The following is a 25,976-nucleotide window of genomic DNA, read 5'->3' on the forward strand; positions in this document are numbered from 1 at the left end:
CCCAGTTCGAATCTGAAGTGTACATTCTGAGCAAAGATGAAGGCGGCCGTCATACTCCGTTCTTCAAAGGCTACCGTCCACAGTTCTACTTCCGTACGACTGACGTGACCGGTACCATCGAACTGCCGGAAGGCGTGGAAATGGTAATGCCAGGCGACAACATCAAAATGGTTGTTACCCTGATCCACCCAATCGCGATGGACGACGGTCTGCGTTTCGCCATCCGTGAAGGCGGCCGTACCGTAGGCGCGGGCGTTGTTGCTAAAGTTATCGCTTAATCGCGAATAATACAGCTTCATAAAAAGGGCACTTTGGTGCCCTTTTTTTATGGGAAATCCGTTAAATCTTAATTGAAATAAAAAGCATTCCTATTTAGAATTAGCTCATTGGTTAAAAAGTGAGTTATCTATGTACGTATGTTTGTGCAATGCCGTGACTGATAATGCCATCCGTAAGGCCGTTCGTCAGCACAATCCCCACACAATGAAACAGCTGCGTGACCTTGTGCCGATTGGCACCGATTGTGGGAAATGCATTCGCCAGGCAAGACAGATTATGATGGAGGAAAACGCCACCGTTATTCATATGCATAAAGTTGCCTAACAAAAGTAAGGTTATTTTTTGACTCTTGGCTTACAGCTTCTACACTTTTAGAACTGTGTCAGGAGGGATAACCTATGAAAGGCGATAAAAAACTCATTGCACATCTCAATAAACTGCTCGGTAACGAGCTGGTTGCCATCAATCAGTATTTCCTGCATGCCCGAATGTTTAAAAACTGGGGGCTTCTGCGCCTAAACGATAAGGAATACCACGAGTCCATCGATGAGATGAAGCACGCCGATCGCTATATTGAGCGCATCCTGTTTCTGGAAGGGCTGCCGAATCTGCAGGATCTTGGCAAGTTGAATATTGGTGAAGACGTCGAGGAAATGCTGAAGTCTGATCTGTTGCTGGAATTGGACGGCGCGAAGGCTCTGCGCGAAGGTATCGCCTATGCTGATTCCATTCATGACTATGTGAGCCGCGATTTGATGCTGGATATTCTGGCCGATGAAGAAGAACACATCGACTGGCTGGAAACCGAGTTGGATTTGATCCAGCGCTTGGGTATCCAAAACTATGCGCAAGCCCAGGTACTGGAACGCAAAGATTAGTTTTCACTCGTTTTGAGCCCCCGTCGCTTTTATCAGGAAGGGGGCTATGCCTATCTCCGCACTACACCAACCCGCCCGCCTTCAATTCCCTCTCTGCTTCCTGCCAGGCCGTGTCGGCCAGGGAGAAGAGGGGATAATTGCTAACTTAGCGATATTTTGCGCATATTTTCAACTGCGGCTTGCTTCCACGCTCATTTTGCGTATAATGCGCGGGCTTACCTAATCTTGGTAAGCCTGATTTTAGCGAATCAGTCGATTGGCAGGCACTTTCTGCTTTTCGAACAATACTCCCGATATGGGGGTTATATGTTGACGATTACACTCCCCCATCAATCGAAATGGGTGTGAGGAGTAATTATTTACGTTTATAAAATAATTGGAGCTCTGGTCTCATGCAGAACCAAAGAATCCGTATCCGCCTGAAAGCGTTTGATCATCGTCTGATCGATCAATCAACTGCGGAAATCGTCGAGACTGCTAAGCGCACTGGTGCGCAAGTCCGTGGTCCGATCCCGCTGCCGACCCGCAAAGAGCGCTTTACCGTTCTGATCTCTCCGCACGTCAACAAAGATGCGCGCGATCAGTACGAAATCCGCACTCACAAGCGTCTGGTTGACATCGTTGAGCCAACCGAGAAAACCGTTGATGCTCTGATGCGTCTGGATCTGGCTGCCGGTGTAGACGTGCAGATCAGCCTGGGTTAATCAGGTCATTGAGCGATTGAGAGGTTGAAACAATGATTGGTTTAGTCGGTAAAAAAGTGGGTATGACCCGTATCTTCACTGAAGATGGCGTTTCTATCCCAGTAACCGTAATCGAAGTTGAAGCAAACCGCGTTACTCAGGTTAAAGATCTGGCTAACGATGGCTACCGTGCAGTTCAGGTTACCACTGGTGCTAAAAAAGCTAACCGTGTAACCAAACCTGAAGCGGGTCACTTCGCTAAAGCTGGCGTTGAAGCTGGCCGTGGTCTGTGGGAATTCCGTCTTGCAGAAGGCGAAGAGTTCACCGTAGGTCAGGACATTAGCGTTGAGCTGTTTGCTGAAGTTAAAAAAGTTGACGTAACTGGCACCTCTAAAGGTAAAGGTTTCGCAGGTACCGTTAAGCGCTGGAACTTCCGTACCCAGGACGCTACCCACGGTAACTCCTTGTCTCACCGCGTTCCGGGTTCTATCGGTCAGAACCAGACTCCGGGCAAAGTGTTCAAAGGCAAGAAAATGGCAGGTCAGCTGGGTAACGAACGTGTAACCGTTCAGAGCCTGGACGTAGTACGTGTTGACGCTGAGCGCAACCTGCTGCTGGTTAAAGGTGCTGTCCCGGGTGCAACCGGTAGCGACCTGATCGTTAAACCAGCTGTGAAGGCGTAAGGGGATAGCAATGGAATTAGTATTGAAAGACGCGCAGAGCGCGCTGACTGTTTCCGAAACTACCTTCGGTCGTGATTTCAACGAAGCGCTGGTACATCAGGTTGTTGTTGCTTACGCAGCAGGTGCCCGTCAAGGTACTCGTGCTCAGAAGACCCGTGCTGAAGTGACTGGTTCCGGTAAGAAACCATGGCGTCAGAAAGGTACCGGCCGTGCGCGTTCAGGTTCTATCAAGAGCCCGATCTGGCGTTCCGGTGGCGTAACCTTCGCTGCTAAGCCACAGGACCACAGTCAGAAAGTAAACAAAAAGATGTACCGCGGCGCGCTGAAAAGCATCCTGTCCGAGCTGGTACGTCAAGATCGTCTGATCGTTGTCGAGAAGTTCTCTGTTGAAGCACCTAAAACCAAGCTGCTGGCACAGAAACTGAAAGATATGGCCCTGGAAGACGTGCTGATTGTAACCGGCGAAGTCGACGAGAATCTGTTCCTGGCCGCCCGTAACCTGTACAAGGTTGATGTGCGCGATGTAGCAGGTATCGATCCAGTTAGCCTGATCGCCTTCGACAAAGTGGTTATGACTGCTGATGCTGTGAAGCAAGTTGAGGAGATGCTGGCATGATCCGTGAAGAACGTTTGCTGAAAGTGCTGCGTGCACCGCACGTATCTGAAAAAGCATCCACTGCGATGGAAAAAAGCAACACCATCGTTCTCAAAGTTGCCAAAGACGCGACCAAAGCAGAAATCAAAGCTGCAGTGCAGAAACTGTTTGAAGTCGAAGTCGAAGACGTGAACACCCTGGTAGTGAAAGGGAAAGTGAAACGTCACGGTCAGCGTGTTGGTCGTCGTAGCGACTGGAAAAAAGCTTACGTCACCCTGAAAGAAGGCCAGAATCTGGACTTCATCGGCGGCGCAGAGTAAGTCGGAGGAGTAAGAACAATGGCAATTGTTAAATGTAAACCTACATCTCCGGGTCGTCGCCACGTTGTTAAAGTGGTTAACCCTGAGCTGCACAAGGGTAAACCTTATGCCCCGCTGCTGGAAAAACTGAGCAAAAGCGGTGGTCGTAACAACAATGGCCGTATCACTACCCGTCATATCGGTGGTGGTCACAAGCAGGCTTATCGTATTGTTGACTTTAAACGCAACAAAGACGGTATCCCGGCTGTGGTTGAACGCCTGGAGTACGATCCGAACCGTTCCGCGAACATCGCGCTGGTTCTGTACAAAGACGGCGAACGCCGTTACATCCTGGCGCCGAAAGGCCTGAAAGCTGGTGACCAGATTCAATCTGGCGTTGATGCTGCTATTAAAGCAGGTAACACCCTGCCAATGCGCAACATCCCAGTAGGTTCAACGGTTCATAACGTAGAAATGAAACCAGGTAAAGGCGGCCAGTTGGCGCGTTCTGCCGGTGCATACGTTCAGATCGTTGCTCGTGATGGTTCCTACGTAACTCTGCGTCTGCGCTCCGGCGAAATGCGTAAAGTGCAAGCTGATTGCCGCGCCACCTTGGGTGAAGTCGGTAATGCTGAACACATGCTGCGCGTCCTGGGTAAAGCAGGTGCTGCACGTTGGCGTGGTGTTCGTCCTACCGTTCGCGGTACGGCGATGAACCCAGTCGATCACCCGCACGGTGGTGGTGAAGGTCGTAACTTTGGTAAGCACCCGGTTTCTCCGTGGGGCGTTCAGACCAAAGGTAAGAAGACCCGTAGCAACAAGCGTACTGACAAGTTCATCGTACGTCGCCGTAGTAAAAAATAATTAGAGGATAAGCCATGCCACGTTCTCTCAAGAAAGGTCCTTTTATTGACCTGCACTTGCTGAAGAAGGTAGAGAAAGCGGTGGAAAGCGGTGACAAGAAGCCTTTGCGCACTTGGTCCCGTCGTTCAACGATCTTTCCTAACATGATCGGTTTGACCATCGCTGTCCATAATGGTCGTCAGCACGTACCAGTCTTTGTTTCCGACGAAATGGTCGGTCACAAACTGGGTGAATTCGCGCCGACTCGTACTTATCGCGGCCATGCGGCTGATAAAAAAGCTAAAAAGCGCTAAGGTAGGAGGAAGAGATGGAAACTATCGCTAAACATCGCCACGCTCGTTCTTCTGCTCAGAAGGTTCGCCTTGTTGCTGACCTGATCCGCGGTAAGAAAGTGTCGCAAGCTCTGGAAACTCTGACCTACACCAACAAGAAAGCTGCTGGTCTGGTTAAGAAAGTGCTGGAGTCTGCCATTGCTAACGCAGAACACAACGATGGCGCTGACATCGATGATCTGAAAGTCGCGAAAATCTTCGTAGACGAAGGCCCTAGCATGAAGCGCATTATGCCGCGTGCAAAAGGTCGTGCAGATCGCATTCTGAAGCGCACCAGCCACATCACTGTGGTTGTGTCCGATCGCTGAGACTCTGGAGACTAGCAATGGGTCAGAAAGTACATCCTAATGGTATTCGCCTGGGTATTGTCAAACCTTGGAACTCTACCTGGTTCGCGAATACCAAAGAATTCGCTGACAACCTGGACAGCGACTTTAAAGTTCGTCAATTCCTGACCAAGGAACTGGCGAAGGCTTCCGTTTCTCGCATCGTTATCGAACGTCCTGCGAAGAGCATCCGTGTGACCATTCACACCGCTCGTCCAGGCATCGTTATCGGCAAGAAAGGTGAAGACGTCGAAAAACTGCGTAAGGTCGTAGCGGATATCGCTGGCGTTCCTGCACAGATCAACATCGCCGAAGTCCGTAAACCGGAACTGGACGCAAAATTGGTTGCTGACAGCATCACTTCACAGCTGGAACGTCGCGTTATGTTCCGTCGTGCTATGAAACGTGCTGTACAGAACGCCATGCGTCTTGGCGCTAAAGGCATCAAAGTTGAAGTAAGCGGCCGTCTTGGCGGTGCTGAAATCGCGCGTACCGAATGGTACCGTGAAGGTCGTGTTCCGTTGCATACTCTGCGTGCGGATATCGATTACAACACGTCTGAAGCACACACCACTTATGGTGTAATCGGCGTTAAGGTATGGATCTTCAAAGGTGAGATCCTGGGTGGTATGGCTGCAGTTGAACAACCGGAACCGGCTGCTCAACCTAAAAAGCAGCAGCGTAAAGGCCGCAAGTAAGGAGAGTCGCTGATGTTACAACCAAAGCGTACAAAATTCCGTAAGATGCATAAAGGCCGCAACCGTGGTCTGGCGCAGGGTACGGATGTTAGCTTCGGCACTTTCGGTCTGAAAGCTGTTGGCCGTGGCCGTCTGACTGCTCGTCAAATCGAAGCAGCTCGTCGTGCAATGACTCGTGCAGTTAAGCGTCAAGGTAAGATCTGGATCCGTGTATTCCCGGACAAACCGATCACCGAGAAGCCGCTCGAAGTGCGTATGGGTAAAGGTAAGGGTAACGTAGAGTATTGGGTTGCCCTGATCCAGCCTGGTAAAGTCCTGTACGAAATGGACGGTGTGCCGGAAGAGCTGGCCCGTGAGGCATTCAAGCTGGCAGCAGCGAAACTGCCGATCAAAACCACCTTTGTAACTAAGACGGTGATGTAATGAAAGCACAAGAGCTGCGTGAAAAAAGCGTTGAAGAGCTGAACACTGAGCTGCTCAACCTGCTGCGTGAGCAATTCAACTTGCGCATGCAGGCGGCGAGTGGCCAGCTGCAACAAACTCACCTGTTGAAACAAGTGCGTCGTGATGTCGCACGCGTTAAGACTTTACTGACTGAAAAGGCGGGTGCGTAAATGACTGATATTATCCGTACTCTGCAAGGTCGTGTTGTTAGCGACAAAATGGAGAAATCCATTGTTGTTGCTATCGAACGTACGGTGAAGCACCCGATCTACGGGAAATTCATCAAACGTACGACTAAATTGCACGTACATGACGAGAACAACGAATGTGGTATCGGCGACGTGGTGGAAATCCGCGAATGCCGCCCACTGTCCAAGAGCAAATCCTGGACGTTGGTTCGCGTTGTAGAGAAAGCAATTCTGTAATAGAGTGAGCTCTCTCTAACTTAATAAACGGCTCAACCCATGAGCCGTTTATTTTTTCTACCCATGCCCGGGATGTGGTGTTATAATGCTGCGCCCTTGGTTATGGGGCTTTTCAACGGCCTAAATTACTTGGGTCTTTAAAGTAGTAGTTGACATTAGCGGAGCACTAAAATGATCCAAGAACAGACTATGCTGAACGTCGCCGACAACTCCGGTGCACGTCGCGTAATGTGTATCAAGGTTCTAGGTGGCTCGCACCGTCGCTACGCAGGCGTCGGCGACATCATCAAAATTACCATCAAGGAAGCAATTCCTCGCGGTAAGGTGAAGAAAGGCGATGTGCTGAAGGCGGTAGTGGTGCGCACCAAGAAGGGTGTACGTCGCCCGGACGGTTCTGTCATTCGCTTCGATGGTAATGCATGCGTTATTTTGAACAATAACAGCGAGCAACCCATCGGTACGCGTATTTTTGGGCCGGTAACTCGTGAACTGCGTAATGAGAAGTTCATGAAAATTATCTCTCTGGCACCAGAAGTACTCTAAGGAGCGAACCATGGCAGCGAAAATCCGTCGTGATGACGAAGTTATCGTGCTTACCGGGAAAGATAAAGGTAAACGCGGTAAAGTAAAAAATGTCCTGTCTTCTGGTAAGGTCATTGTTGAAGGTATCAACCTGGTTAAAAAACATCAGAAGCCTGTTCCGGCCCTGAACCAACCAGGCGGCATCGTTGAAAAAGAAACTGCAATTCAGGTTTCTAACGTTGCTATCTTCAACGCGGCAACCGGCAAGGCTGACCGTGTAGGCTTTAGATTCGAAGACGGCAAAAAAGTCCGTTTCTTCAAATCTAACAGCGAAACTATCAAGTAATTTGGAGTAATACGATGGCGAAACTGCATGATTACTACAAAGACGAGGTAGTTAAACAACTGATGTCTCAGTTTAACTACAATTCTGTCATGCAAGTCCCTCGGGTCGAGAAGATCACCCTGAATATGGGTGTTGGTGAAGCGATCGCTGACAAAAAACTGCTGGATAACGCAGCAGCTGATTTGGCAGCAATCTCCGGTCAAAAACCGCTGATCACCAAAGCACGCAAATCTGTTGCAGGCTTCAAAATCCGCCAGGGCTATCCGATCGGCTGTAAAGTAACTCTGCGTGGCGAACGCATGTGGGAGTTCTTTGAGCGTCTGATTTCCATTGCTGTTCCACGTATCCGTGACTTCCGTGGCTTGTCCACCAAGTCTTTCGACGGTCGTGGCAACTACAGCATGGGTGTGCGTGAGCAAATCATCTTCCCAGAAATCGACTACGATAAAGTCGATCGCGTCCGTGGTTTGGATATTACCATTACCACTACTGCGAAATCTGATGATGAAGGCCGCGCATTGTTGGCTGCTTTTAACTTCCCGTTCCGCAAGTAAGGCAGGGTTACTGATGGCTAAGCAATCAATGAAAGCACGCGAAGTAAAACGCGTGAAGTTAGCTGATAAGTTCTTTGCAAAACGCGTTGAACTGAAAGCTATTATCTCTGATGTGAACGCTTCCGATGAAGATCGTTGGAATGCTGTTCTCAAGCTGCAGACTCTGCCGCGTGATTCCAGCCCGTCCCGTCAGCGTAATCGCTGCCGCCAAACTGGCCGTCCGCACGCTTTCCTGCGTAAGTTCGGGTTGAGCCGTATCAAGGTCCGTGAAGCCGCTATGCGCGGTGAAATTCCGGGCTTGAAAAAGGCTAGCTGGTAATTGTCACCAATTGAATCACGGGAGTAAAGACAGATGAGCATGCAAGATCCGATCGCGGATATGCTGACCCGTATCCGTAACGGTCAGGCCGCGAACAAAGTTGCGGTCACCATGCCTTCCTCCAAGCTGAAAGTGGCAATTGCCAACGTGCTGAAGGAAGAAGGTTTCATTGAAGATTTCAAAATCGAAGGCGACACCAAGCCTGTGCTGGAACTGGTACTGAAGTACTTCCAGGGCAAAGCTGTGGTAGAAAGCATTCAGCGTATCAGCCGCCCAGGTCTGCGCATCTATAAGAAAAAAGATGAGCTGCCAAAAGTTATGGCCGGTTTGGGTATCGCTGTCGTTTCTACCTCTAAAGGTGTTATGACCGATCGTGCAGCTCGCCAGGCTGGTCTTGGTGGCGAGATTATCTGCTACGTAGCTTAATTCGGGAGGAAAGAATGTCTCGTGTTGCAAAAGCACCCGTCGTCATTCCTGCCGGCGTAGAGGTAAAACTCAACGGTCAGGTTATTTCGATTAAGGGTAAAAACGGCGAGTTGACTCGTACTGTCCATGACGCCGTTGAAGTGAAGCAAGAAGCTAATGCTCTGACTTTCGCACCGCGCGAAGGTTTTGCAAACGCTTGGGCCCTTGCGGGCACCACGCGCGCTCTGCTGAACGCAATGGTTATTGGTGTTACCGAAGGCTTCTCTAGGAAGCTTCAACTGGTAGGTGTTGGTTATCGTGCTGCCGTTAAAGGCAACGTGGTGAATTTAGCCCTGGGCTTCTCTCATCCAATCGATCACCAACTGCCAGCAGGTATTACTGCTGAATGCCCAAGCCAGACTGAAATCGTGCTGAAAGGCGCTGATAAACAGGCTGTTGGTCAGGTTGCTGCGGAAATACGTGCCTACCGTCGTCCTGAGCCTTACAAAGGCAAAGGTGTCCGTTACGCCGACGAAGTCGTGCGTACCAAAGAGGCTAAGAAGAAGTAAGGTAACACTATGGATAAGAAATCTGCTCGTATCCGTCGTGCGACCCGCGCACGCCGCAAGCTCAAAGAACTGGGTGCAACCCGCCTGGTGGTACATCGTACCCCGCGTCATATTTACGCACAGGTTATTGCTTCCAACGGTTCTGAAGTACTGGTAGCCGCTTCTACTGTAGAAAAAGCTATTACTGAGCAACTGAAGTACTCCGGTAACAAAGACGCAGCAGCAGCAGTAGGTAAAGCTATCGCTGAACGCGCGTTGGAAAAGGGCATCAAAGATGTTTCCTTTGACCGTTCCGGTTTCCAATATCATGGTCGAGTCCAGGCACTGGCAGATGCTGCCCGTGAAGCTGGCCTTCAGTTCTAAGGAAGAGGTTTAAGATGGCTCACATCGAAAAACAAGCTGGCGAACTGCAGGAAAAGCTGATCGCGGTAAACCGCGTATCTAAAACTGTAAAAGGTGGCCGTATTTTCAGCTTTACCGCACTGACTGTTGTTGGTGATGGTAACGGTCGCGTTGGTTTTGGCTACGGCAAAGCACGCGAAGTTCCGGCAGCGATCCAGAAAGCGATGGAAAAAGCCCGTCGCAACATGATGAATGTCGCGCTGAACAGCGGCACCCTGCAGCACCCGGTTAAAGGTGCTCACACGGGTTCTCGTGTGTTCATGCAGCCGGCTTCCGAAGGTACCGGTATCATCGCCGGTGGTGCAATGCGCGCCGTTTTGGAAGTCGCTGGGGTTCATAACGTATTGGCTAAGGCTTATGGTTCCACCAACCCGATCAACGTGGTTCGTGCAACTATTGATGCTTTGGCAAATATGAAGTCCCCTGAAATGGTCGCTGCCAAGCGTGGTAAATCCGTTGCAGACATTCTGGGGTAATTGACCATGGCTAAGACTATTAAAGTAACACAAACTCGCAGTTCCATTGGCCGTCTGCCGAAGCATAAAGCTACTCTGCTCGGCCTGGGTCTGCGTCGCATTGGTCACACCGTAGAGCGTGAGGATACTCCTGCTGTTCGCGGTATGATCAACCTGGTTTCCTACATGGTTAAAGTTGAGGAGTAACAGATGCGTTTAAATACTCTGTCTCCGGCTGAAGGTGCCAAGCATGCGCCGAAGCGTGTAGGTCGTGGTATTGGTTCTGGCCTGGGTAAAACCGGCGGCCGTGGTCACAAAGGTCAGAAGTCTCGTTCTGGCGGTGGCGTACGTCGCGGGTTTGAAGGTGGTCAGATGCCTTTATACCGTCGTTTGCCGAAATTCGGCTTCACCTCTCGCAAAGCTATGATCACGGCAGAAGTTCGTCTGTCTGAACTGGCTCTGATTGAAGGCGACGTAATCGACCTGAACACGCTGAAAGCCGCTAACGTTGTTGGTACCCAGATTGAATTCGCGAAAGTTATGCTTTCTGGCGAAATCACTCGTCCGGTTACCCTGCGTGGTCTGCGTGTCACCAAAGGCGCTCGTGCTGCTATCGAAGCTGCTGGCGGTAAAATTGAGGAATAAGTAGCAGATGGCTAAGCAACCAGGATTAGATTTTCAAAGTGCTAAAGGCGGACTCGGCGAGCTGAAGCGCAGACTGTTGTTTGTTATTGGCGCGTTGATTGTCTTCCGTATCGGCTCTTTTATTCCGATTCCTGGTATCGATGCCACTGTGCTTGCCAAATTGCTCGATCAGCAAAGAGGCACTATCATTGAAATGTTTAACATGTTCTCTGGTGGTGCCCTTAGCCGTGCTTCTATCTTTGCGTTGGGGATCATGCCGTATATTTCGGCATCGATAATCATCCAACTGCTAACGGTGGTTCATCCTGCGTTGGCGGAAATAAAGAAAGAAGGGGAGGCTGGCCGTCGCAAGATTAGCCAGTATACCCGCTACGGTACGCTGGTATTGGCCATATTCCAGTCGATCGGTATTGCTACCGGTTTACCGAATATGCCTGGTATGCAGGGCCTGGTGTTAAACCCAGGCTTTGCATTCTACTTTACTGCGGTTGTGAGCCTGGTTACCGGGACAATGTTCCTGATGTGGCTGGGTGAACAGATTACTGAACGCGGTATCGGCAACGGTATCTCGATCATTATCTTCGCAGGTATTGTGGCGGGGCTCCCGCCGGCAATTGGCCATACTATTGAGCAAGCCCGGCAAGGCGACCTGCACTTCCTTCTGTTGCTGTTGGTTGCAGTATTGGTGTTTGCAGTAACCTTCTTCGTTGTTTTCATCGAACGTGGTCAACGCCGTATCGTCGTTAACTATGCGAAACGTCAACAAGGTCGTCGCGTTTATGCTGCACAGAGCACACACTTACCGTTGAAAGTGAACATGGCAGGCGTAATTCCTGCGATCTTTGCTTCCAGCATTATTCTGTTCCCAGCCACGATTGCATCCTGGTTTGGGGGCGGTACCGGTTGGAACTGGCTGACAACGATTTCGCTGTATTTGCAGCCAGGGCAACCGCTTTATGTGTTACTCTATGCGTCTGCAATCATCTTCTTCTGTTTCTTCTACACGGCGTTGGTTTTCAACCCGCGTGAAACGGCAGATAACCTGAAGAAGTCCGGTGCCTTCGTACCAGGAATTCGTCCGGGAGAACAAACGGCGAAGTACATCGATAAAGTAATGACGCGTTTAACCCTGGTGGGCGCGATGTACATTACTTTCATCTGCCTGATCCCGGAGTTCATGCGTGATGCAATGAAAGTACCATTCTACTTTGGTGGTACCTCGCTACTGATCGTGGTTGTCGTCATCATGGACTTTATGGCTCAAGTGCAAACTCTGATGATGTCAAGTCAGTACGAGTCTGCATTGAAGAAAGCAAACCTGAAAGGCTATAACCGCTAGTCGGGTTTTGTTTGAGAAGTTACGGAGAGTAAAAATGAAAGTTCGTGCTTCCGTCAAGAAATTATGTCGTGGCTGCAAAATCGTTCGTCGTAACGGTGTTGTTCGTGTTATTTGCAGCGTCGAACCGAAGCATAAACAGCGTCAAGGCTGATTATCTCGCATATTTTTCTTGCAAAGTTGGGTTGAGCTGGCTAGATTAGCCAGCCAATCTTTTGTTATGTCACTGCAACGCTGTTTGAGTATCCTGAAAACGGGCTTTTCAGAATGGTGTTGCCGTATAAAATAGTAGGAGTGCATAGTGGCCCGTATAGCAGGCATTAACATTCCTGATCAAAAACATACCGTTATCGCATTAACAGCGATCTTCGGCATCGGTAAGACTCGTTCCCAGGCCATTTGTGCTGCAGCGGGTATTGCTGAAAATGTTAAGATCAGTGAGCTGTCTGAAGAGCAAATCGAAAAGCTGCGTGACGAAGTTGCTAAATTCACCGTTGAAGGTGATTTGCGTCGTGAAGTTACCCTGAGCATCAAGCGTCTGATGGATCTTGGTTGCTACCGTGGTTTGCGTCATCGTCGTGGTCTTCCAGTTCGCGGTCAGCGTACTAAGACCAACGCTCGTACCCGTAAGGGTCCGCGTAAGCCGATCAAGAAATAATCGGGGTGATTGAATAATGGCAAAGGCACCTGTTCGTACACGTAAGCGTGTAAGAAAGCAAGTCTCTGACGGCGTGGCTCATATCCATGCTTCTTTTAACAACACCATTGTTACCATTACCGATCGTCAGGGTAATGCATTGGGTTGGGCAACTGCCGGTGGTTCCGGTTTCCGTGGTTCTCGTAAGTCTACTCCGTTTGCAGCACAGGTTGCCGCTGAACGTTGTGCTGACGCTGTAAAAGAATACGGTATCAAGAACCTGGAAGTTATGGTTAAAGGACCTGGTCCTGGTCGTGAGTCTACTATCCGCGCTCTGAACGCGGCTGGTTTCCGCATCACTAACATTACTGATGTGACTCCGATCCCTCATAACGGTTGTCGTCCGCCGAAAAAGCGCCGCGTATAACGCTGCTTTTAGGATTGTTGGAGAAAGAAAATGGCAAGATATTTGGGTCCTAAGCTCAAGCTGAGCCGTCGTGAGGGCACAGACCTGTTCCTTAAGTCTGGCGTTCGCGCGATCGATTCCAAGTGTAAGATTGAACAAGCACCTGGTCAGCACGGTGCGCGTAAACCGCGTCTGTCTGATTACGGTGTCCAGTTGCGTGAAAAGCAAAAAGTTCGCCGTATGTACGGTGTTCTGGAGCGTCAGTTCCGTAACTATTACAAAGAAGCAGCCCGCCTGAAAGGCAACACCGGTGCAAACCTGTTGCAACTGCTGGAAGGCCGTCTGGACAACGTTGTTTACCGTATGGGCTTCGGCGCCACGCGTGCAGAAGCACGTCAGCTGGTTAGCCACAAAGCTATCATGGTAAATGGTCGCGTTGTTAACATCGCTTCTTATCAGGTATCTCCGAATGACGTAGTCAGCATCCGCGAGAAAGCTAAAAAGCAGTCTCGTGTTAAGGCTTCTCTGGAGCTGGCTGAGCAGCGTGAAAAGCCGACTTGGCTGGAAGTTGATGCTGCTAAGATGGAAGGTGTGTTCAAACGTATTCCTGAACGTACCGATCTGTCTGCGGACATTAACGAACACCTGATCGTCGAGCTTTACTCCAAGTAAAGCTTAGTACCAAAGAGAGGACACAATGCAGGGTTCTGTGACAGAGTTTCTAAAACCGCGCCTGGTAGATATCGAGCAAGTCAGTTCGACGCACGCCAAGGTGACCCTTGAGCCGTTAGAGCGTGGCTTTGGCCATACTCTTGGCAACGCACTGCGCCGTATTCTGCTTTCATCTATGCCGGGTTGCGCGGTGACCGAGGTTGAGATTGATGGTGTACTGCATGAGTACAGCACCAAAGAAGGCGTACAGGAAGATATCCTGGAGATCCTGCTCAACCTGAAAGGGCTGGCGGTGAGAGTTCAAGGCAAAGATGAAGTTATTCTTACCCTGAATAAATCTGGCATTGGCCCTGTGACCGCTGCCGACATCACCCATGATGGTGATGTCGAAATCGTCAAGCCGCAACACGTCATCTGCCACCTGACCGATGAGAACGCTGCTATTAGCATGCGTATCAAAGTTCAGCGCGGTCGTGGCTATGTGCCGGCTTCTGCCCGAATTCATTCGGAAGAAGATGAGCGCCCAATCGGTCGTCTGTTGGTTGACGCCTGCTACAGCCCTGTAGAGCGTATTGCCTACAATGTTGAAGCAGCGCGTGTAGAACAGCGTACCGACCTGGACAAGCTGGTAATCGAAATGGAAACCAATGGCACGATCGATCCTGAAGAGGCGATCCGCCGTGCGGCAACCATTCTGGCCGAACAACTGGAAGCTTTCGTTGACTTACGTGATGTTCGTCAGCCGGAAGTAAAAGAAGAGAAACCAGAATTCGATCCGATCCTGCTGCGCCCTGTTGACGATCTGGAATTGACTGTCCGCTCTGCTAACTGCCTTAAGGCAGAAGCTATCCACTACATCGGTGATCTGGTACAGCGTACCGAGGTTGAGCTGCTTAAAACGCCTAACCTGGGTAAAAAATCTCTTACCGAGATTAAAGACGTGCTGGCCTCCCGTGGTCTGTCTCTGGGCATGCGCCTGGAAAACTGGCCGCCGGCAAGCATTGCTGACGAGTAACCGGATCACAGGTTAAGGTTTTACTGAGAAGGATAAGGTCATGCGCCATCGTAAGAGTGGTCGTCAACTGAACCGTAACAGCAGCCACCGCCAGGCTATGTTCCGTAACATGGCCGGCTCTTTGGTTCGTCATGAAATCATCAAGACGACCCTGCCAAAAGCGAAAGAGCTGCGTCGCGTTGTTGAGCCGCTGATTACTCTTGCCAAGACCGACAGCGTAGCTAATCGTCGTCTGGCATTCGCACGTACTCGTGATAACGAGATCGTGGCAAAACTGTTTAACGAGCTGGGCCCGCGTTTCGCGAGCCGTGCCGGTGGTTACACTCGCATTCTGAAGTGTGGCTTCCGCGCAGGCGACAACGCGCCGATGGCATACATCGAGCTGGTTGATCGTGCTGAGTCTCAAGCAGAAGTAGCAACTGCAGAGTAATTTGTAGTCGCGTAAAAAAACCGGGCTTGCCCGGTTTTTTTACGTCTATCGTCTGGTAAATATTCATTATTCCTATTGAGCGGCTTAAGATCCCTGTTGCTATCTACTATGCTAACGTTATCTATCCAGCCTGCTGAGGAATGATATTGTGGGATTGCTAGACGAATGGGCAGAGCGCCATATTCGTGACGCTCAGGCCAAAGGCGAGTTTGATAACTTGCCGGGCGTGGGGAAACCACTTGAGCTTGATGACGACAGTGCGGTGCCTGAAGAATTGCGCGCCGGCTATCGGCTGCTGAAAAATGCCGGCTATTTACCCCCAGAATTAGAAGATCGCAGAGAGGCATTAACCGTTGCCGATCTGCTGCAGACAATAGACAGCACCCACCCAGACTATGCCGCGCTGAGTAAACGCATGTCGCTGTTAGAACTGCGCCTGCGGCAAGCCGGCATGAGCACCGACTTTCTGTATGGCGACTATCAGCAGGCGCTGACTGGGAAATTCACCCCGGAGGACAGGTAATGTTTAAGATAGGCCAGTTGGCAAAGCTTGCTGACGTCACACCGGATACGGTTCGCTATTATGAAAAGCAGGGTATGATGCTGCATGGCAGCCGCTCCGAAGGCGGATACCGCTTGTATAGTGAACAGGATTTACAACGCCTGCGTTTTATACGCTATGCTAAGCAACTGGGGTTTACGCTGGAAACCATCGCAGAGTTGTTATCGATCCGCGTGGATCCAGAGCATCATACCTGCCAGGAATCAAAGTCGATTGTTGATGCCCGTTTGCAGGAGGTTGAAACGAAGCTATCCGAGTTGACGCGCATGCGTGAATCACTTAAGCGTTTGAGCGATGCCTGCTGCGGCAGCGCTCATCCCAGCAAATATTGTTCAATCCTGGAGGCTTTGGAGCAGGGTGCCAGTGATAAAATAAACCGCTAATTATAATTCCGCGCTCAATCACCGGTGCTTTAGCCTATCAGCGGGACGATCGCTGAGGTATATCATCTGATTATTTACTGGAGTATTACTATGACAAAATATCGCCATACCCGGGGCCAAATACGGGATAACGCCATTCAGGCCTTGCTGCACGATCCTTTATTTCATCAGCGGGTAGAAACAAACGCGAAAGGGAAAGGCAGCTACCGCCGTAAAGAGAAGCACAGCAAACGGGGGAACTGGGAGGGCAGTGGCAAGCGATCGGGCGATGATTTGCCACTGCCTTTCTGGTTTTAAGCATAAAAAAAAGCCATCCGCGAAGATGGCCTCTGCATAATGATTTTACTGATTATTTGGACTGTTGTTGGCTCAGCAAATCACGGATTTCCGTCAGCAGTTTCTCTTCCGCGGAAGGTTTAGGTGGTGCTGCTGGCGCTGGCTCATCTTCCTGCTTACGGCGCAGTTTATTCATTAATTTAATCGCCATAAAGATGGCAAAGGCGACGATAACAAAATCGAAAATGGTTTGGATAAATACGCCATAGTTCATGACGACAGCGGGGACACTGCCTTGTGCTTCGCGTAATACCAAATGGAACTGTTTGAAATCAACGCCGCCAATCAATAAACCCAGCGGCGGCATGATGATATCAGCAACCAGCGAGGAAACGATTTTACCGAACGCTGCGCCGATAATCACACCGACTGCCAAATCAACTACGTTGCCACGCATGGCAAATTCGCGGAACTCTTTCAACATACTCATAAACACACTCCTTGCAAAATTAACAACACAAGTTTAACAAAGCAATGTCCCTTTGCCATACGCCATGCCAGAAAAGTTATTATCTTTTCCTATGGCAGACAGGTTGCCGGCAGAAACATATCTGCCCTTTTCCCGCTGCTAAAGGAAAAACGGACTTGGCTGGAATAAGCGTTCAACATCCGGCACAAATTTTTTATCGGTAATAAACATAATGACGTGGTCGCCCTGCTCTATGCGGCTATTCCCGTTGGCGATGATGACATCGTCACCGCGAACTATGGCGCCAATGGTGGTGCCAGGCGGCAGCTTGATTTCTTCAACGATGCGGCCAACCACTTTTGAGGTGGTTTCATCACCGTGCGCGATGGCTTCGATGGCTTCAGCAACCCCCCGACGCAGTGAGGAGACGCTGACAATATCGGCTTTGCGCACATGGCCTAATAATGCGGAAATGGTCGCCTGCTGCGGCGAGATTGCGATATCAATCACGCTGCCCTGCACCAGGTCGACGTAGGCACGGCGTTGGATCAGCACCATCACCTTTTTGGCCCCCATGCGTTTGGCCAGCATCGCCGACATGATATTGGCTTCGTCATCGTTGGTAATGGCGATAAACACATCAACCTGTTCGACATGTTCTTCTGCCAGCAACTCCTGATCTGACGCATCGCCATAAAACACGGTGGTGTCGTGCAACTGCTCCGCCAGCTCTGCCGCCCGTTGCTGATTACGCTCAATCAGCTTCACGTTATAGGCTTTTTCCAACCTGGCGGCCAGGCCTGCCCCCACGTTGCCGCCGCCGACGATCATGATGCGTTTGTAGGGTTTCTCCAGGCGTTGCAGTTCACTCATTACCGCCCGAATATGCTGGGATGCGGCGACAAAGAACACTTCATCACCGGCTTCAATAATGGTCGAGCCCTGCGGGCGGATAGGCCGATCCTGGCGGAAAATAGCCGCCACGCGGGTATCGATGTGCGGCATATGTTCACGCAGAGATGAAAGCGCATTGCCGACCAGCGGGCCGCCGTAATAGGCTTTTACCGCCGCGATACTGACTTTACCTTCGGCGAAGTTAACCACCTGCAGCGTCCCTGGGTATTCGATTAGCTTATAAATATAATCGATAACCAGCTGTTCCGGCGAAATGAGGTGGTCAATCGGCACGGCCTCCGGCTGGAACAGCGTATCTGCTTCGCGAATATATTCGGATGCGCGAATACGGGCGATACGATTCGGCGTATTAAACAACGAATAGGCAATCTGGCAGGCCACCATGTTGGTTTCGTCCGAATTGGTCACCGCGACCAGCATATCTGCGTCTTCTGCGCCGGCTTCCCGCAGCACCCTGGGGTGGGAGCCATGCCCTGGCACCACGCGCAGATCGAATTTGTCTTGTAGCTGGCGCAAACGGTCGGAATCGGTATCTACCACGGTGATATCGTTATTTTCGCCAACCAGGTTTTCTGCCAGTGTTCCACCGACCTGACCCGCGCCAAGAATAATTATTTTCATCGTGTTCTCTGTTTCACACTGCAACGGTAAGCATGCATGGCTCTGCACCCGGAAGGGTTACATTTTAATGAGCTTAGCGTAAAAGAAGCCATCCCCCTGCTCCGGGTGTGGCAAATTCTGTCGCCCTGGCCGGGTGTTGTCGCCAGTTTCAATCAGTTTGGCATCGCTATGGCGCTGCAGGAAAGCGGCAATTTGCTCACTGTTTTCCTGCGGCAGGATCGAACAGGTGGCATATACCATCACGCCCTGGCGCTTCAGATGCGGCCAAATGGCATCCAATATTTTCGCCTGCAGGCCGGCCAGTTCGGCGATATCGCCGTCACGCCGTAGCCATTTTATATCCGGATGGCGCCGGATGACGCCGGTGGCCGAGCAAGGCGCGTCCAACAGGATGCGGTCAAATTGTTTTTCACCGCACCAGGCGCCAGGCGTGCAGCCATCGCCCAGTTTCACTTCAGCGTTAAGGCGTAACCGCTGTAGGTTTTCTTTTACCCGGTTCAGGCGCTGTTTATCAATATCAACGGCCATGACGTGGGCCTTGGCCGCTTCCAGAATATGGGTAGTTTTGCCACCGGGGGCGGCGCAAAGATCGAGGATCTGCTCGCCGTCTTGCGGATCCAGCAGATCGACGCAGTGCTGTGCGGAGGCATCCTGTACGGTGATCCAACCGTCGGCGAAACCAGGCAGATCGTTCACGGCACAAGGTGCGACTAAACATATGGCATCTGGGTATTGCGCATGCGGCAGCGCGGCAATGCCGCTTTGTTCCAGCAGCGCCAGATAAGCATCACGGGTATGGTGCAGGCGGTTTACGCGCAGCCACATAGGCGGTTTCTGGTTATTGGCGTCGATGATTTGCTGCCACTGTTCCGGATAGGCCTGCTGGATGCGCTTAAGCAGCCAGCTTGGGTGCAGGTAGCGGCTATCACTGTTGGCCGCGCGTGCCAGTAACGCTTCCTGCTGGCGCTGGAACTGGCGCAAGACGCCGTTAATCAGACCCTTGAGCTGAGGGCGTTTTAACGCTACTGCACCTTCGACCGTTTCTGCCAGTACCGCATGCGCCGGTATCCGGGTATACAGCAATTGATACATGCCGACCATCAATAGATAGTGCAGCGGGCGCTGCTTGCCGGTCATAGGTTTGGCCATCAGTTGCTGGATGCACCATTCCAACTGCGGCAGCACCCGCAGGGTGCCAAAGCATAATTCCTGCAACAATGCGCGGTCTTTGTCGGCAATGTTTTTTTGCAATGTGGGCAGGATCGCACTCAGGGACTGCCCCTGATCCAGCACCTGGCCGATGGCTTTGGCCGCTATGCTGCGGAGATTGTAATTGTTTTTCATAGGCTAAAGCTGATCGTCGGCATTGAAGAAACAAACCGCCCGGCAAACAGGGCCGGGCGAGAAGAGTTGGTTGGCTACAACCGGTTACCGGGCGTGAACCACTCGCGGCGTGAGTTCAGTAGATCTTGCGCCGACATGGGTTTTTTACCCGCGGGCTGGAGTTGCAACAGGTTAAGGATACCGTCTGCAGTCGCCACCTGAATGCCGTGTTTATCTACATGCACTATCGTGCCTGGCTCAGCATCGCTATGCCCGGCAATGACGGCCGCTTTCCACACTTTTACCGGTTGCTCATCAATAGTGAAGTAGCTCACCGGCCACGGGTTGAACGCACGGATGCAGCGTTCCAACTGCGCGGCGGAGAGGCTCCAGTCCAGGCGGGCCTCTTCTTTGCTCAACTTTTCTGCATAGGTGGCCAGCGCTTCATCCTGCGCTTCACGCTGCGCGGTACCCGCCGCCAATTGCTGCAGCGTTGTCAGTAAGCCTTGCGGGCCCAGCTCGGCCAGTTTGGCATATAGCGTGGCGCTGGTATCCGTGGCTTCGATTGGGCAAGGGATCTTATGCATCATATCGCCGGTATCAAGCCCGACGTCCATCTGCATGATGGTCACGCCGGTTTCACTGTCGCCTGCCCACAGGGAACGCTGGATAGGGGCTGCGCCACGCCAACGGGGGAGCAGAGAACCATGGACGTTGATGCAACCCAGGCGCGGCATATCCAGCACCGCTTTGGGCAGGATCAGGCCATAGGCCACCACGACCATGACATCCGCATGAAGATTGGCCACCAACTGTTGGTTTTCTTCCGGGCGCAGCGATTTTGGCTGGAACACCGGCAGTTGGTGCTGTTCGGCCAGGACTTTAACCGGGCTGGGCGTTAATTTGTTGCCACGACCCGCAGGGCGATCGGGCTGGGTGAAGATACCGACAACCTGATGTCCAGACGACAACAGCGCGTCAAGATGACGCGCTGCAAAGTCTGGGGTGCCGGCGAAAATAATCCGTAATGAGTCAGACACGTTGATTCCCTGTTCGTTAAGCGCGCGCTTGCAACCTGGCCATCTTCTCCAGTTTCTGGCGGATCCGCTGGCGTTTTAGCGGCGACAGGTAGTCAATAAACAGTTTCCCCAACAGGTGATCCATTTCATGCTGAATACAGATGGCCAGCAGACCATCGGTTTCCAACTCATACTGTTTGCCTTCGCGATCCAGCGCGCGGATTTTCACGGTTTCGGCACGCGGCACTAAAGCTCGCTGCTCAGGAATAGACAGGCAGCCTTCTTCAATCCCGGTTTCGCCGCTTTTTTCCAGCAGTTCAGGATTAATCAGCACCAGGGGAGTATCACGGTTTTCAGAAACATCAATGACGATAATCCGCTGATGAATATCCACCTGTGTTGCTGCCAGGCCAATGCCTTCCTCTGCGTACATGGTTTCGAACATATCGTCCACGATGCGCTGGATATCTGCATTAACTTCTTTTACCGGAGCCGCAACTTTGCGCAGCCGCTCGTCTGGGAAATGTAATACCTGCAATACTGACATATATCTTTAGATCTATATCCAAGTGATAGAGTAGAGTTTAGTCACTATTCTAGACATTTCCCGCCTTGATTGACAGCATCGTTAGCCAATTGCACGAATTGATAATACCAACAATATCAGCGAGGGATTGCCGATGCTGCCGGAAGAAATCAGCCTGAGAATGCATTGCGTGAGGGGTATGGATGTCGTGCAGTCATACCGCGTATTAAAGCAGTTGCTTGCGGATGGCGGCGATCCCTACCGTTTGCTGTCGGCGCTGGGGATGAATGCGCAGCAGTGCGCCCAGTTTCGCCAGATCCCGCCGGCCTATCTTTCCGCCACGCTGCGCTGGCTGGAATCCCCTAGCCACCACCTGCTGGTCTATGGGGATGCGGCTTACCCCGAGTGTTTATCTGCAATCGATGACGCGCCGTTGCTGCTGTTGGTCAATGGCGATCGCCAGGTGCTACAGCAGCCGCAGGTGGCCATGGTCGGGAGCCGTCATCACAGCCATTACGGTGAACAGTGGGGGCGCTACTTCGCCGCGGGGCTGGTGCATTGCGGTTTTACCGTGACCAGTGGCCTTGCTATGGGGATCGACGGTATCTGCCATCGTGCCGTGCTGGAAGCGGAAGGGCAGACCATCGCCGTGCTGGGCAGCGGCCTTGAAAATGTCTATCCACGCCGTCATCGCCGCCTTGCTGAACACATCGTGGCGCAAGGCGGGGCGGTTATCTCTGAACACCTGGTCAGCGATCCGCCGCTGGCGGATCATTTTCCGCGGCGTAATCGTATTATCAGCGGCTTAAGCCTGGGCGTGCTGGTGGTGGAGGCCTCGCTGCGCAGCGGCTCGCTGATTACCGCCCGCTGCGCGTTGGAGCAGGGGCGGGAGGTTTTCGCGCTGCCGGGGCCGCTTGGCAACCCGATGAGCGGGGGAACGCACTGGTTAATCCAACAGGGCGCCAGCCTGATTACCGAGCCGAAAGATATTGCCGAACAGTTGGGGAGTGGGCTGAATTGGCTGTCTGTCAGCGAAAAAACAACTATTTCTTCGCCAGAAGCCGAAGTTGAATTGCCATTTGCCGATGTGTTGGCTAACGTAGGAGATGAGGTGACACCTGTTGACGTCGTCGCTGAACGTGCCGGCCAACCTGTGCCAGAGGTGGTAATCAAATTACTCGATCTGGAGTTAGCAGGATGGATCGCAGCTGTACCCGGCGGCTATGTCCGGATAAGGAGGGCAAGCCATGTTCGACGTACTCATGTACTTATTTGAAACTTATATCCACAATGAACCAGAGATGCGCGTCGATCAGGATAAACTGACCGATGATCTCGCCGAGGCGGGGTTTCATCGGGATGATATCTACAACGCGTTGAATTGGCTTGAGAAACTTGCAGATCTGCAGGAAGGCGAAAATGCACCGTATTTTATGGGTGCCGATCCGTTGGCAATGCGGATCTATACGGAAGAAGAAAGCGTGCGTCTGGATGCCAGCTGCCGTGGTTTCCTCCTGTTCCTTGAACAGATTCAGGTATTGAACCTCGAGACCCGTGAAATGGTCATTGACCGTGTTATGGCCTTGGATAATACGGAATTCGATCTCGAAGATCTGAAATGGGTTGTGTTGATGGTGCTGTTTAATATCCCCGGATATGAAAGCGCATATCAGCAAATGGAAGAACTGTTGTTTGAAGTAAACGAAGGTTATCTGCACTGAGCGGATAGCGCGCATAGAAGATGTTATGACAAAAACAGCGATTTTTGCCGCCAGGCAAAATGAACCATGTCCGGAATGCGGGGCCGAACTGGTGATCCGCAGTGGTCGCCACGGCCCTTTTCTCGGTTGTTCTCAATACCCAGCATGCCAATATATTCGCCCGCTGAAGGCGCAGGCGGATGGCCATATTGTGAAAGTGCTGGATGGCCAGCAATGCCCGAAGTGCCAGGCCACGTTGCTGTTGCGCCAGGGGCGTTATGGTATGTTTATTGGGTGCAGTAATTACCCGCAGTGCGATCATACTGAGGTGATAGACAAACCTGACGAAACCAGCATCACCTGCCCGCAATGCGGCCAGGGGAAATTGCTACAGCGCAAATCGCGTTACGGGAAAGTTTTTCATTCCTGCGATCGCTACCCCGAATGTCAGTTTGCGCTTAATTTTAAACCGGTTGCCGGTGAATGTGCCTATTGCCATTATCCACTGCTGATGGAAAAGCGGACTGCAAAGGGGATGGTGCTCTATTGCGCCAGTAAACTGTGTGGTAAACCCGTCGCGACCCAAGAATAAAAGACCCCATGAGCTCAGACTTCACCACTATTATTGATATGCTGCGTAATCAGCAGGTTATTGCTTACCCGACAGAAGCCGTATTCGGCCTGGGTTGCGATCCTGACAGTGAAAAAGCGGTTAATACCTTGTTGGCGCTGAAGCAGCGCCCTTGGGAAAAGGGGCTGATCCTGATCGCTGCAGATTATGCGCAGCTGTTGCCTTATATTGACGACAGTGCGCTGAATGACCAGCAACGGGCCCGCGTTTTTGCCACCTGGCCTGGGCCGGTGACTTGGGTTATTCCAGCCCGGCCAGAAACGCCACGTTTCCTTACCGGGCGTTTTAATTCGTTGGCCGTGCGCGTTAGCGATCATCCTTTGGTCCGGCAACTTTGCCGCCAGTATGACAAACCACTGGTTTCAACCAGTGCCAATCTCAGTGGTCAGGATCCTTGCCGCACGTCTGAAGACGTCTTGCTGCAGTTTGGCCAGGCGTTTCCGGTATTGGCCGGTAGCGTGGGAGGCCGGCTGAATCCTTCAGAAATACGCGATGCCTTAACGGGGCAGCAAATCCGACAGGGGTAGAGGTAATCAATGAGTATGGCGACGTTTGCAGTATTCGGTAATCCTGTCGGCCACAGTAAATCGCCGCGTATTCATGCGCTGTTTGCTGCGCAAACCGGGATTGAACATCATTACGGCACGGTGTTGGCGCCATTAGACAACTTTGAAGCGTCACTGCGGGCATTTGTCGGCGCGGGCGGAAAAGGGGCGAATATCACCGTTCCCTTTAAAGAACGTGCTTATGCCATGGCGGATGAATTGAGTGAACGTGCTGCGTTGGCCGGTGCGGTAAATACTATCAAGGTTTTGGCTGATGGGCGTTTACTGGGAGACAATACGGATGGCGTGGGCCTGTTCACCGATCTGCAAAACCAGCGGTTGATTCAGCCTGGCGATCGTATCCTGTTGATTGGCGCTGGCGGTGCCGCCCGCGGCGTGATACTCCCGCTGTTATCCTTTGGCTGTGCCATTACTATTACCAACCGTACTTTTAGCCGCGCCCAGGAATTGGCGCAGGCTTTCCGGCACGTAGGGGAAATCAGCGCGGTGCCAATGAGCCAACTGGCGCAGCGGGGTTTTGATCTGCTGATCAATGCAACGGCTTCCGGCATTCATGGTGAGGTGCCGGCATTACCGACCAACGTGGTTAACGCACAAAGCCGCTGTTATGACATGTTCTATCAGCCGGGGCTAACGCCATTTCTGGCGTGGGCGCAGCAGCAGGGGGTCATGCATTTTGCGGATGGCCTGGGTATGCTGGTGGGCCAAGCGGCGCATTCTTTCCATATTTGGCATGGCGTTATGCCGCAGATTGAACCGGTATTACAGCAGTTGCACAACGAATTGGCTGTATAACATCGTTACCCGTTCCCCCCCAGGAACGGGTAACGCTCAGATATCCTGCGACAGATAGTCGTCTTTCCAACGCACATAGTTATTGGCGGAGTAAATCAGCCCTTCAAGCTCTTCCGGGGTTAACGGCCGCACTTGCCGGGCAGGGCTACCGAGATACAGATAGCCTGAAGCTAGCCGCTTGCCCGGCGCTACCAGGCTACCGGCGCCAATCATGACATCATCTTCTATAATGGCGCCGTCCAGCAGAATAGAACCCATTCCTACTAATACGCGGTTGCCGATGGTGCAGCCATGCAACATTGCTTTGTGCCCGACGGTGACGTTCTCGCCAATCAATAACGGAAACCCTTCCAGGTTGTGAGCAGATTGATGGGTGACATGGAGTATGCTGCCGTCCTGGATATTACTGCGGGCGCCAATCCTAACAGCGTTAACGTCGCCGCGGATCGCAACCAGCGGCCAGACGCTGACGTCATCCGCCAATTCGACATTACCGATCACAACGCTGGAAGGATCGATCATGACGCGTTGCCCGATCTTGGGCAAATAATGAAGATAAGGACGTATTGCTTCAGACATGGTCAGCCCCAAAAGAAATATGTTATCGGCAAATACTAGCCACTGCTGTTGGAATTACAACCAATAGTGCGGGCGGATCCACCGCTGTGCGGGGCGGATCGCATAAGATCCATTCGAAAGGGTGCAGAAATGTTCAAACAGAAAGAAAAGATCAAAAAAGGGTTGTGCAAAAAATTCGGATCCCTATAATGCGCCTCCATCGACACGGCGCAAGTGATTCACTTCACGAGGCGGCCGGGAAGAAAAGAGAAAATTCTGAAATTTAGGGTTGACTCTGAAAGAGGAAAGCGTAATATACGCCACCTCGAGTGAACGAGCCAAGTCTCGTAACTCATTGCTCTTTAACAATTTATCAGACAATCTGTGTGGGCACTCACAAGACGATATCCAGC

At 51.7% G+C, this 25,976-nt stretch carries 45 protein-coding genes; 39 read left to right on the plus strand and 6 right to left on the minus strand.

The features are described 5' to 3' along the window. The 34 genes from ABFX35_RS23780 to ABFX35_RS23945 all read left to right on the plus strand — a co-directional run. The coding region (locus tag ABFX35_RS23780) for an EF-Tu C-terminal domain-related protein (RefSeq protein ID WP_479724558.1) at window positions 1–278 on the plus strand (278 nt) is incomplete at its 5' end. Window positions 279–408: 130 nt separating this feature from the next. Beyond that, window positions 409–603, plus strand: a complete 195-nt coding sequence (gene bfd, locus ABFX35_RS23785) for a bacterioferritin-associated ferredoxin (RefSeq protein WP_095846797.1) — start codon at window positions 409–411, stop codon at window positions 601–603. Between the two features lie 74 nt (window positions 604–677). Then, window positions 678–1,157, plus strand: coding sequence for a bacterioferritin (gene bfr, locus ABFX35_RS23790; RefSeq protein ID WP_095846798.1), 480 nt, complete (start codon window positions 678–680; stop codon window positions 1,155–1,157). Between the two features lie 392 nt (window positions 1,158–1,549). Then, on the plus strand, window positions 1,550–1,861 hold the full coding sequence (rpsJ, locus tag ABFX35_RS23795; protein ID WP_001181005.1) for a 30S ribosomal protein S10: 312 nt from the start codon (window positions 1,550–1,552) through the stop codon (window positions 1,859–1,861). A gap of 32 nt (window positions 1,862–1,893) precedes the next feature. Then, window positions 1,894–2,523: a 50S ribosomal protein L3 gene (rplC, locus tag ABFX35_RS23800; RefSeq protein WP_016538466.1), complete on the plus strand. Its 630-nt coding sequence runs from the start codon at window positions 1,894–1,896 to the stop codon at window positions 2,521–2,523. 10 nt (window positions 2,524–2,533) lie between these two features. Continuing rightward, the gene (rplD, locus tag ABFX35_RS23805; protein ID WP_095846800.1) at window positions 2,534–3,139 is read left to right on the plus strand and encodes a 50S ribosomal protein L4; all 606 of its coding nucleotides are present in this window, start codon (window positions 2,534–2,536) and stop codon (window positions 3,137–3,139) included. Next, entirely contained in the window at window positions 3,136–3,438 is a 303-nt protein-coding gene (gene rplW / locus ABFX35_RS23810) for a 50S ribosomal protein L23 (protein ID WP_024912206.1), read from the plus strand. Before rplD ends, rplW begins: the two co-directional genes overlap by 4 nt. An 18-nt stretch (window positions 3,439–3,456) precedes the next feature. Then, window positions 3,457–4,281, plus strand: a complete 825-nt coding sequence (rplB, locus tag ABFX35_RS23815) for a 50S ribosomal protein L2 (protein WP_095846801.1) — start codon at window positions 3,457–3,459, stop codon at window positions 4,279–4,281. A gap of 14 nt (window positions 4,282–4,295) precedes the next feature. Then, a complete protein-coding gene (rpsS, locus tag ABFX35_RS23820) occupies window positions 4,296–4,574 on the plus strand; it encodes a 30S ribosomal protein S19 (protein ID WP_004929772.1) in 279 nt (92 codons plus the stop codon). Window positions 4,575–4,588: 14 nt separating this feature from the next. Further along, a complete protein-coding gene (rplV, locus tag ABFX35_RS23825) occupies window positions 4,589–4,921 on the plus strand; it encodes a 50S ribosomal protein L22 (RefSeq protein WP_024912204.1) in 333 nt (110 codons plus the stop codon). Window positions 4,922–4,938: 17 nt separating this feature from the next. After that, window positions 4,939–5,637 (plus strand): 30S ribosomal protein S3, encoded by a 699-nt coding sequence (rpsC, locus tag ABFX35_RS23830; protein WP_002919766.1) that lies wholly within the window; start codon window positions 4,939–4,941, stop codon window positions 5,635–5,637. A 12-nt stretch (window positions 5,638–5,649) separates the two neighbouring features. Continuing rightward, window positions 5,650–6,060 carry a 50S ribosomal protein L16 gene (rplP, locus tag ABFX35_RS23835; protein ID WP_004956184.1) on the plus strand — a complete coding sequence of 137 codons (411 nt, stop codon included), beginning with the start codon at window positions 5,650–5,652 and terminating at the stop codon, window positions 6,058–6,060. After that, the gene (rpmC, locus tag ABFX35_RS23840; RefSeq protein WP_015962144.1) at window positions 6,060–6,251 is read left to right on the plus strand and encodes a 50S ribosomal protein L29; all 192 of its coding nucleotides are present in this window, start codon (window positions 6,060–6,062) and stop codon (window positions 6,249–6,251) included. The genes rplP and rpmC overlap by 1 nt, the downstream gene beginning before the upstream one ends. Then, window positions 6,252–6,506, plus strand: coding sequence for a 30S ribosomal protein S17 (gene rpsQ / locus ABFX35_RS23845; RefSeq protein ID WP_095846802.1), 255 nt, complete (start codon window positions 6,252–6,254; stop codon window positions 6,504–6,506). It abuts the gene before it with no gap. 171 nt (window positions 6,507–6,677) lie between these two features. Continuing rightward, the gene (rplN, locus tag ABFX35_RS23850; protein WP_000613954.1) at window positions 6,678–7,049 is read left to right on the plus strand and encodes a 50S ribosomal protein L14; all 372 of its coding nucleotides are present in this window, start codon (window positions 6,678–6,680) and stop codon (window positions 7,047–7,049) included. A 10-nt stretch (window positions 7,050–7,059) separates the two neighbouring features. Then, entirely contained in the window at window positions 7,060–7,374 is a 315-nt protein-coding gene (rplX, locus tag ABFX35_RS23855) for a 50S ribosomal protein L24 (protein ID WP_117125826.1), read from the plus strand. A gap of 14 nt (window positions 7,375–7,388) precedes the next feature. Beyond that, window positions 7,389–7,928 carry a 50S ribosomal protein L5 gene (gene rplE, locus ABFX35_RS23860; protein WP_095846804.1) on the plus strand — a complete coding sequence of 180 codons (540 nt, stop codon included), beginning with the start codon at window positions 7,389–7,391 and terminating at the stop codon, window positions 7,926–7,928. 13 nt (window positions 7,929–7,941) lie between these two features. Further along, a complete protein-coding gene (gene rpsN / locus ABFX35_RS23865; protein WP_026741350.1) occupies window positions 7,942–8,247 on the plus strand; it encodes a 30S ribosomal protein S14 in 306 nt (101 codons plus the stop codon). Between the two features lie 33 nt (window positions 8,248–8,280). Beyond that, window positions 8,281–8,673 (plus strand): 30S ribosomal protein S8, encoded by a 393-nt coding sequence (rpsH, locus tag ABFX35_RS23870; RefSeq protein ID WP_004846579.1) that lies wholly within the window; start codon window positions 8,281–8,283, stop codon window positions 8,671–8,673. Between the two features lie 14 nt (window positions 8,674–8,687). Then, window positions 8,688–9,221, plus strand: coding sequence for a 50S ribosomal protein L6 (gene rplF, locus ABFX35_RS23875; protein ID WP_346083211.1), 534 nt, complete (start codon window positions 8,688–8,690; stop codon window positions 9,219–9,221). A gap of 9 nt (window positions 9,222–9,230) precedes the next feature. Next, on the plus strand, window positions 9,231–9,584 hold the full coding sequence (rplR, locus tag ABFX35_RS23880; protein ID WP_095846806.1) for a 50S ribosomal protein L18: 354 nt from the start codon (window positions 9,231–9,233) through the stop codon (window positions 9,582–9,584). Window positions 9,585–9,598: 14 nt separating this feature from the next. Next, window positions 9,599–10,099: a 30S ribosomal protein S5 gene (rpsE, locus tag ABFX35_RS23885; RefSeq protein WP_004956164.1), complete on the plus strand. Its 501-nt coding sequence runs from the start codon at window positions 9,599–9,601 to the stop codon at window positions 10,097–10,099. 6 nt (window positions 10,100–10,105) lie between these two features. After that, window positions 10,106–10,285, plus strand: coding sequence for a 50S ribosomal protein L30 (gene rpmD, locus ABFX35_RS23890; protein ID WP_013573701.1), 180 nt, complete (start codon window positions 10,106–10,108; stop codon window positions 10,283–10,285). Between the two features lie 3 nt (window positions 10,286–10,288). Beyond that, on the plus strand, window positions 10,289–10,723 hold the full coding sequence (rplO, locus tag ABFX35_RS23895; RefSeq protein ID WP_039991315.1) for a 50S ribosomal protein L15: 435 nt from the start codon (window positions 10,289–10,291) through the stop codon (window positions 10,721–10,723). A 7-nt stretch (window positions 10,724–10,730) separates the two neighbouring features. Continuing rightward, window positions 10,731–12,062, plus strand: coding sequence for a preprotein translocase subunit SecY (gene secY, locus ABFX35_RS23900; RefSeq protein WP_095846807.1), 1,332 nt, complete (start codon window positions 10,731–10,733; stop codon window positions 12,060–12,062). A 34-nt stretch (window positions 12,063–12,096) separates the two neighbouring features. Beyond that, a complete protein-coding gene (gene rpmJ / locus ABFX35_RS23905; protein ID WP_095846808.1) occupies window positions 12,097–12,213 on the plus strand; it encodes a 50S ribosomal protein L36 in 117 nt (38 codons plus the stop codon). A gap of 147 nt (window positions 12,214–12,360) precedes the next feature. Continuing rightward, on the plus strand, window positions 12,361–12,717 hold the full coding sequence (gene rpsM, locus ABFX35_RS23910) for a 30S ribosomal protein S13 (protein WP_095846809.1): 357 nt from the start codon (window positions 12,361–12,363) through the stop codon (window positions 12,715–12,717). Between the two features lie 16 nt (window positions 12,718–12,733). Next, entirely contained in the window at window positions 12,734–13,123 is a 390-nt protein-coding gene (gene rpsK / locus ABFX35_RS23915) for a 30S ribosomal protein S11 (protein WP_004929731.1), read from the plus strand. Between the two features lie 30 nt (window positions 13,124–13,153). After that, window positions 13,154–13,774, plus strand: coding sequence for a 30S ribosomal protein S4 (gene rpsD / locus ABFX35_RS23920; RefSeq protein WP_095846810.1), 621 nt, complete (start codon window positions 13,154–13,156; stop codon window positions 13,772–13,774). A gap of 25 nt (window positions 13,775–13,799) precedes the next feature. Then, window positions 13,800–14,789, plus strand: coding sequence for a DNA-directed RNA polymerase subunit alpha (locus ABFX35_RS23925; RefSeq protein ID WP_002919219.1), 990 nt, complete (start codon window positions 13,800–13,802; stop codon window positions 14,787–14,789). A 40-nt stretch (window positions 14,790–14,829) separates the two neighbouring features. Next, window positions 14,830–15,219: a 50S ribosomal protein L17 gene (gene rplQ / locus ABFX35_RS23930; RefSeq protein ID WP_004929726.1), complete on the plus strand. Its 390-nt coding sequence runs from the start codon at window positions 14,830–14,832 to the stop codon at window positions 15,217–15,219. Between the two features lie 148 nt (window positions 15,220–15,367). Continuing rightward, window positions 15,368–15,742 (plus strand): DnaJ family domain-containing protein, encoded by a 375-nt coding sequence (locus ABFX35_RS23935; RefSeq protein ID WP_346083214.1) that lies wholly within the window; start codon window positions 15,368–15,370, stop codon window positions 15,740–15,742. Beyond that, a complete protein-coding gene (gene zntR / locus ABFX35_RS23940; RefSeq protein WP_346083216.1) occupies window positions 15,742–16,164 on the plus strand; it encodes a Zn(2+)-responsive transcriptional regulator in 423 nt (140 codons plus the stop codon). The genes ABFX35_RS23935 and zntR overlap by 1 nt, the downstream gene beginning before the upstream one ends. A gap of 90 nt (window positions 16,165–16,254) precedes the next feature. Continuing rightward, window positions 16,255–16,461, plus strand: coding sequence for an alternative ribosome-rescue factor A (locus ABFX35_RS23945; protein ID WP_095846813.1), 207 nt, complete (start codon window positions 16,255–16,257; stop codon window positions 16,459–16,461). A gap of 52 nt (window positions 16,462–16,513) precedes the next feature. On the opposite strand, the gene mscL is transcribed toward ABFX35_RS23945, so the two are convergent. The 5 genes from mscL to def all read right to left on the minus strand — a co-directional run bounded on the left by mscL (window position 16,514) and on the right by def (window position 21,334). Beyond that, window positions 16,514–16,930 (minus strand): large-conductance mechanosensitive channel protein MscL, encoded by a 417-nt coding sequence (gene mscL / locus ABFX35_RS23950; protein ID WP_095846814.1) that lies wholly within the window; start codon window positions 16,928–16,930, stop codon window positions 16,514–16,516. Between the two features lie 138 nt (window positions 16,931–17,068). Then, window positions 17,069–18,445, minus strand: a complete 1,377-nt coding sequence (gene trkA, locus ABFX35_RS23955) for a Trk system potassium transporter TrkA (protein WP_346083217.1) — start codon at window positions 18,443–18,445, stop codon at window positions 17,069–17,071. A gap of 57 nt (window positions 18,446–18,502) precedes the next feature. Beyond that, window positions 18,503–19,789 (minus strand): 16S rRNA (cytosine(967)-C(5))-methyltransferase RsmB, encoded by a 1,287-nt coding sequence (gene rsmB, locus ABFX35_RS23960; protein ID WP_279028403.1) that lies wholly within the window; start codon window positions 19,787–19,789, stop codon window positions 18,503–18,505. A gap of 74 nt (window positions 19,790–19,863) precedes the next feature. Continuing rightward, window positions 19,864–20,808 carry a methionyl-tRNA formyltransferase gene (gene fmt, locus ABFX35_RS23965; RefSeq protein ID WP_279028405.1) on the minus strand — a complete coding sequence of 315 codons (945 nt, stop codon included), beginning with the start codon at window positions 20,806–20,808 and terminating at the stop codon, window positions 19,864–19,866. 16 nt (window positions 20,809–20,824) lie between these two features. After that, entirely contained in the window at window positions 20,825–21,334 is a 510-nt protein-coding gene (gene def, locus ABFX35_RS23970; protein WP_095846818.1) for a peptide deformylase, read from the minus strand. 133 nt (window positions 21,335–21,467) lie between these two features. On the opposite strand from def, the gene dprA reads away from it, so the two are divergent. Genes dprA through aroE form a run of 5 tightly spaced genes read left to right on the plus strand, consistent with a single transcriptional unit; the run spans window position 21,468 to window position 25,005 of the window. Next, entirely contained in the window at window positions 21,468–22,589 is a 1,122-nt protein-coding gene (dprA, locus tag ABFX35_RS23975) for a DNA-protecting protein DprA (protein ID WP_346083219.1), read from the plus strand. Then, the gene (smg, locus tag ABFX35_RS23980) at window positions 22,561–23,034 is read left to right on the plus strand and encodes a DUF494 family protein Smg (protein WP_095846820.1); all 474 of its coding nucleotides are present in this window, start codon (window positions 22,561–22,563) and stop codon (window positions 23,032–23,034) included. Before dprA ends, smg begins: the two co-directional genes overlap by 29 nt. A gap of 25 nt (window positions 23,035–23,059) precedes the next feature. Continuing rightward, window positions 23,060–23,605 carry a DNA topoisomerase family protein gene (locus tag ABFX35_RS23985; protein WP_095846821.1) on the plus strand — a complete coding sequence of 182 codons (546 nt, stop codon included), beginning with the start codon at window positions 23,060–23,062 and terminating at the stop codon, window positions 23,603–23,605. A gap of 8 nt (window positions 23,606–23,613) precedes the next feature. Continuing rightward, a complete protein-coding gene (gene tsaC, locus ABFX35_RS23990; RefSeq protein WP_279028409.1) occupies window positions 23,614–24,171 on the plus strand; it encodes an L-threonylcarbamoyladenylate synthase type 1 TsaC in 558 nt (185 codons plus the stop codon). A 15-nt stretch (window positions 24,172–24,186) separates the two neighbouring features. Further along, window positions 24,187–25,005, plus strand: a complete 819-nt coding sequence (gene aroE / locus ABFX35_RS23995) for a shikimate dehydrogenase (RefSeq protein ID WP_346083221.1) — start codon at window positions 24,187–24,189, stop codon at window positions 25,003–25,005. 36 nt (window positions 25,006–25,041) lie between these two features. On the opposite strand, the gene ABFX35_RS24000 is transcribed toward aroE, so the two are convergent. After that, the gene (locus ABFX35_RS24000; RefSeq protein ID WP_279028411.1) at window positions 25,042–25,584 is read right to left on the minus strand and encodes a gamma carbonic anhydrase family protein; all 543 of its coding nucleotides are present in this window, start codon (window positions 25,582–25,584) and stop codon (window positions 25,042–25,044) included. Window positions 25,585–25,976: the final 392 nt, after the last annotated feature.

Origin of the sequence: Gibbsiella dentisursi (assembly GCF_039539505.1) — a bacterium.
In the GTDB taxonomy this organism is placed as follows: domain Bacteria; phylum Pseudomonadota; class Gammaproteobacteria; order Enterobacterales; family Enterobacteriaceae; genus Gibbsiella; species Gibbsiella quercinecans.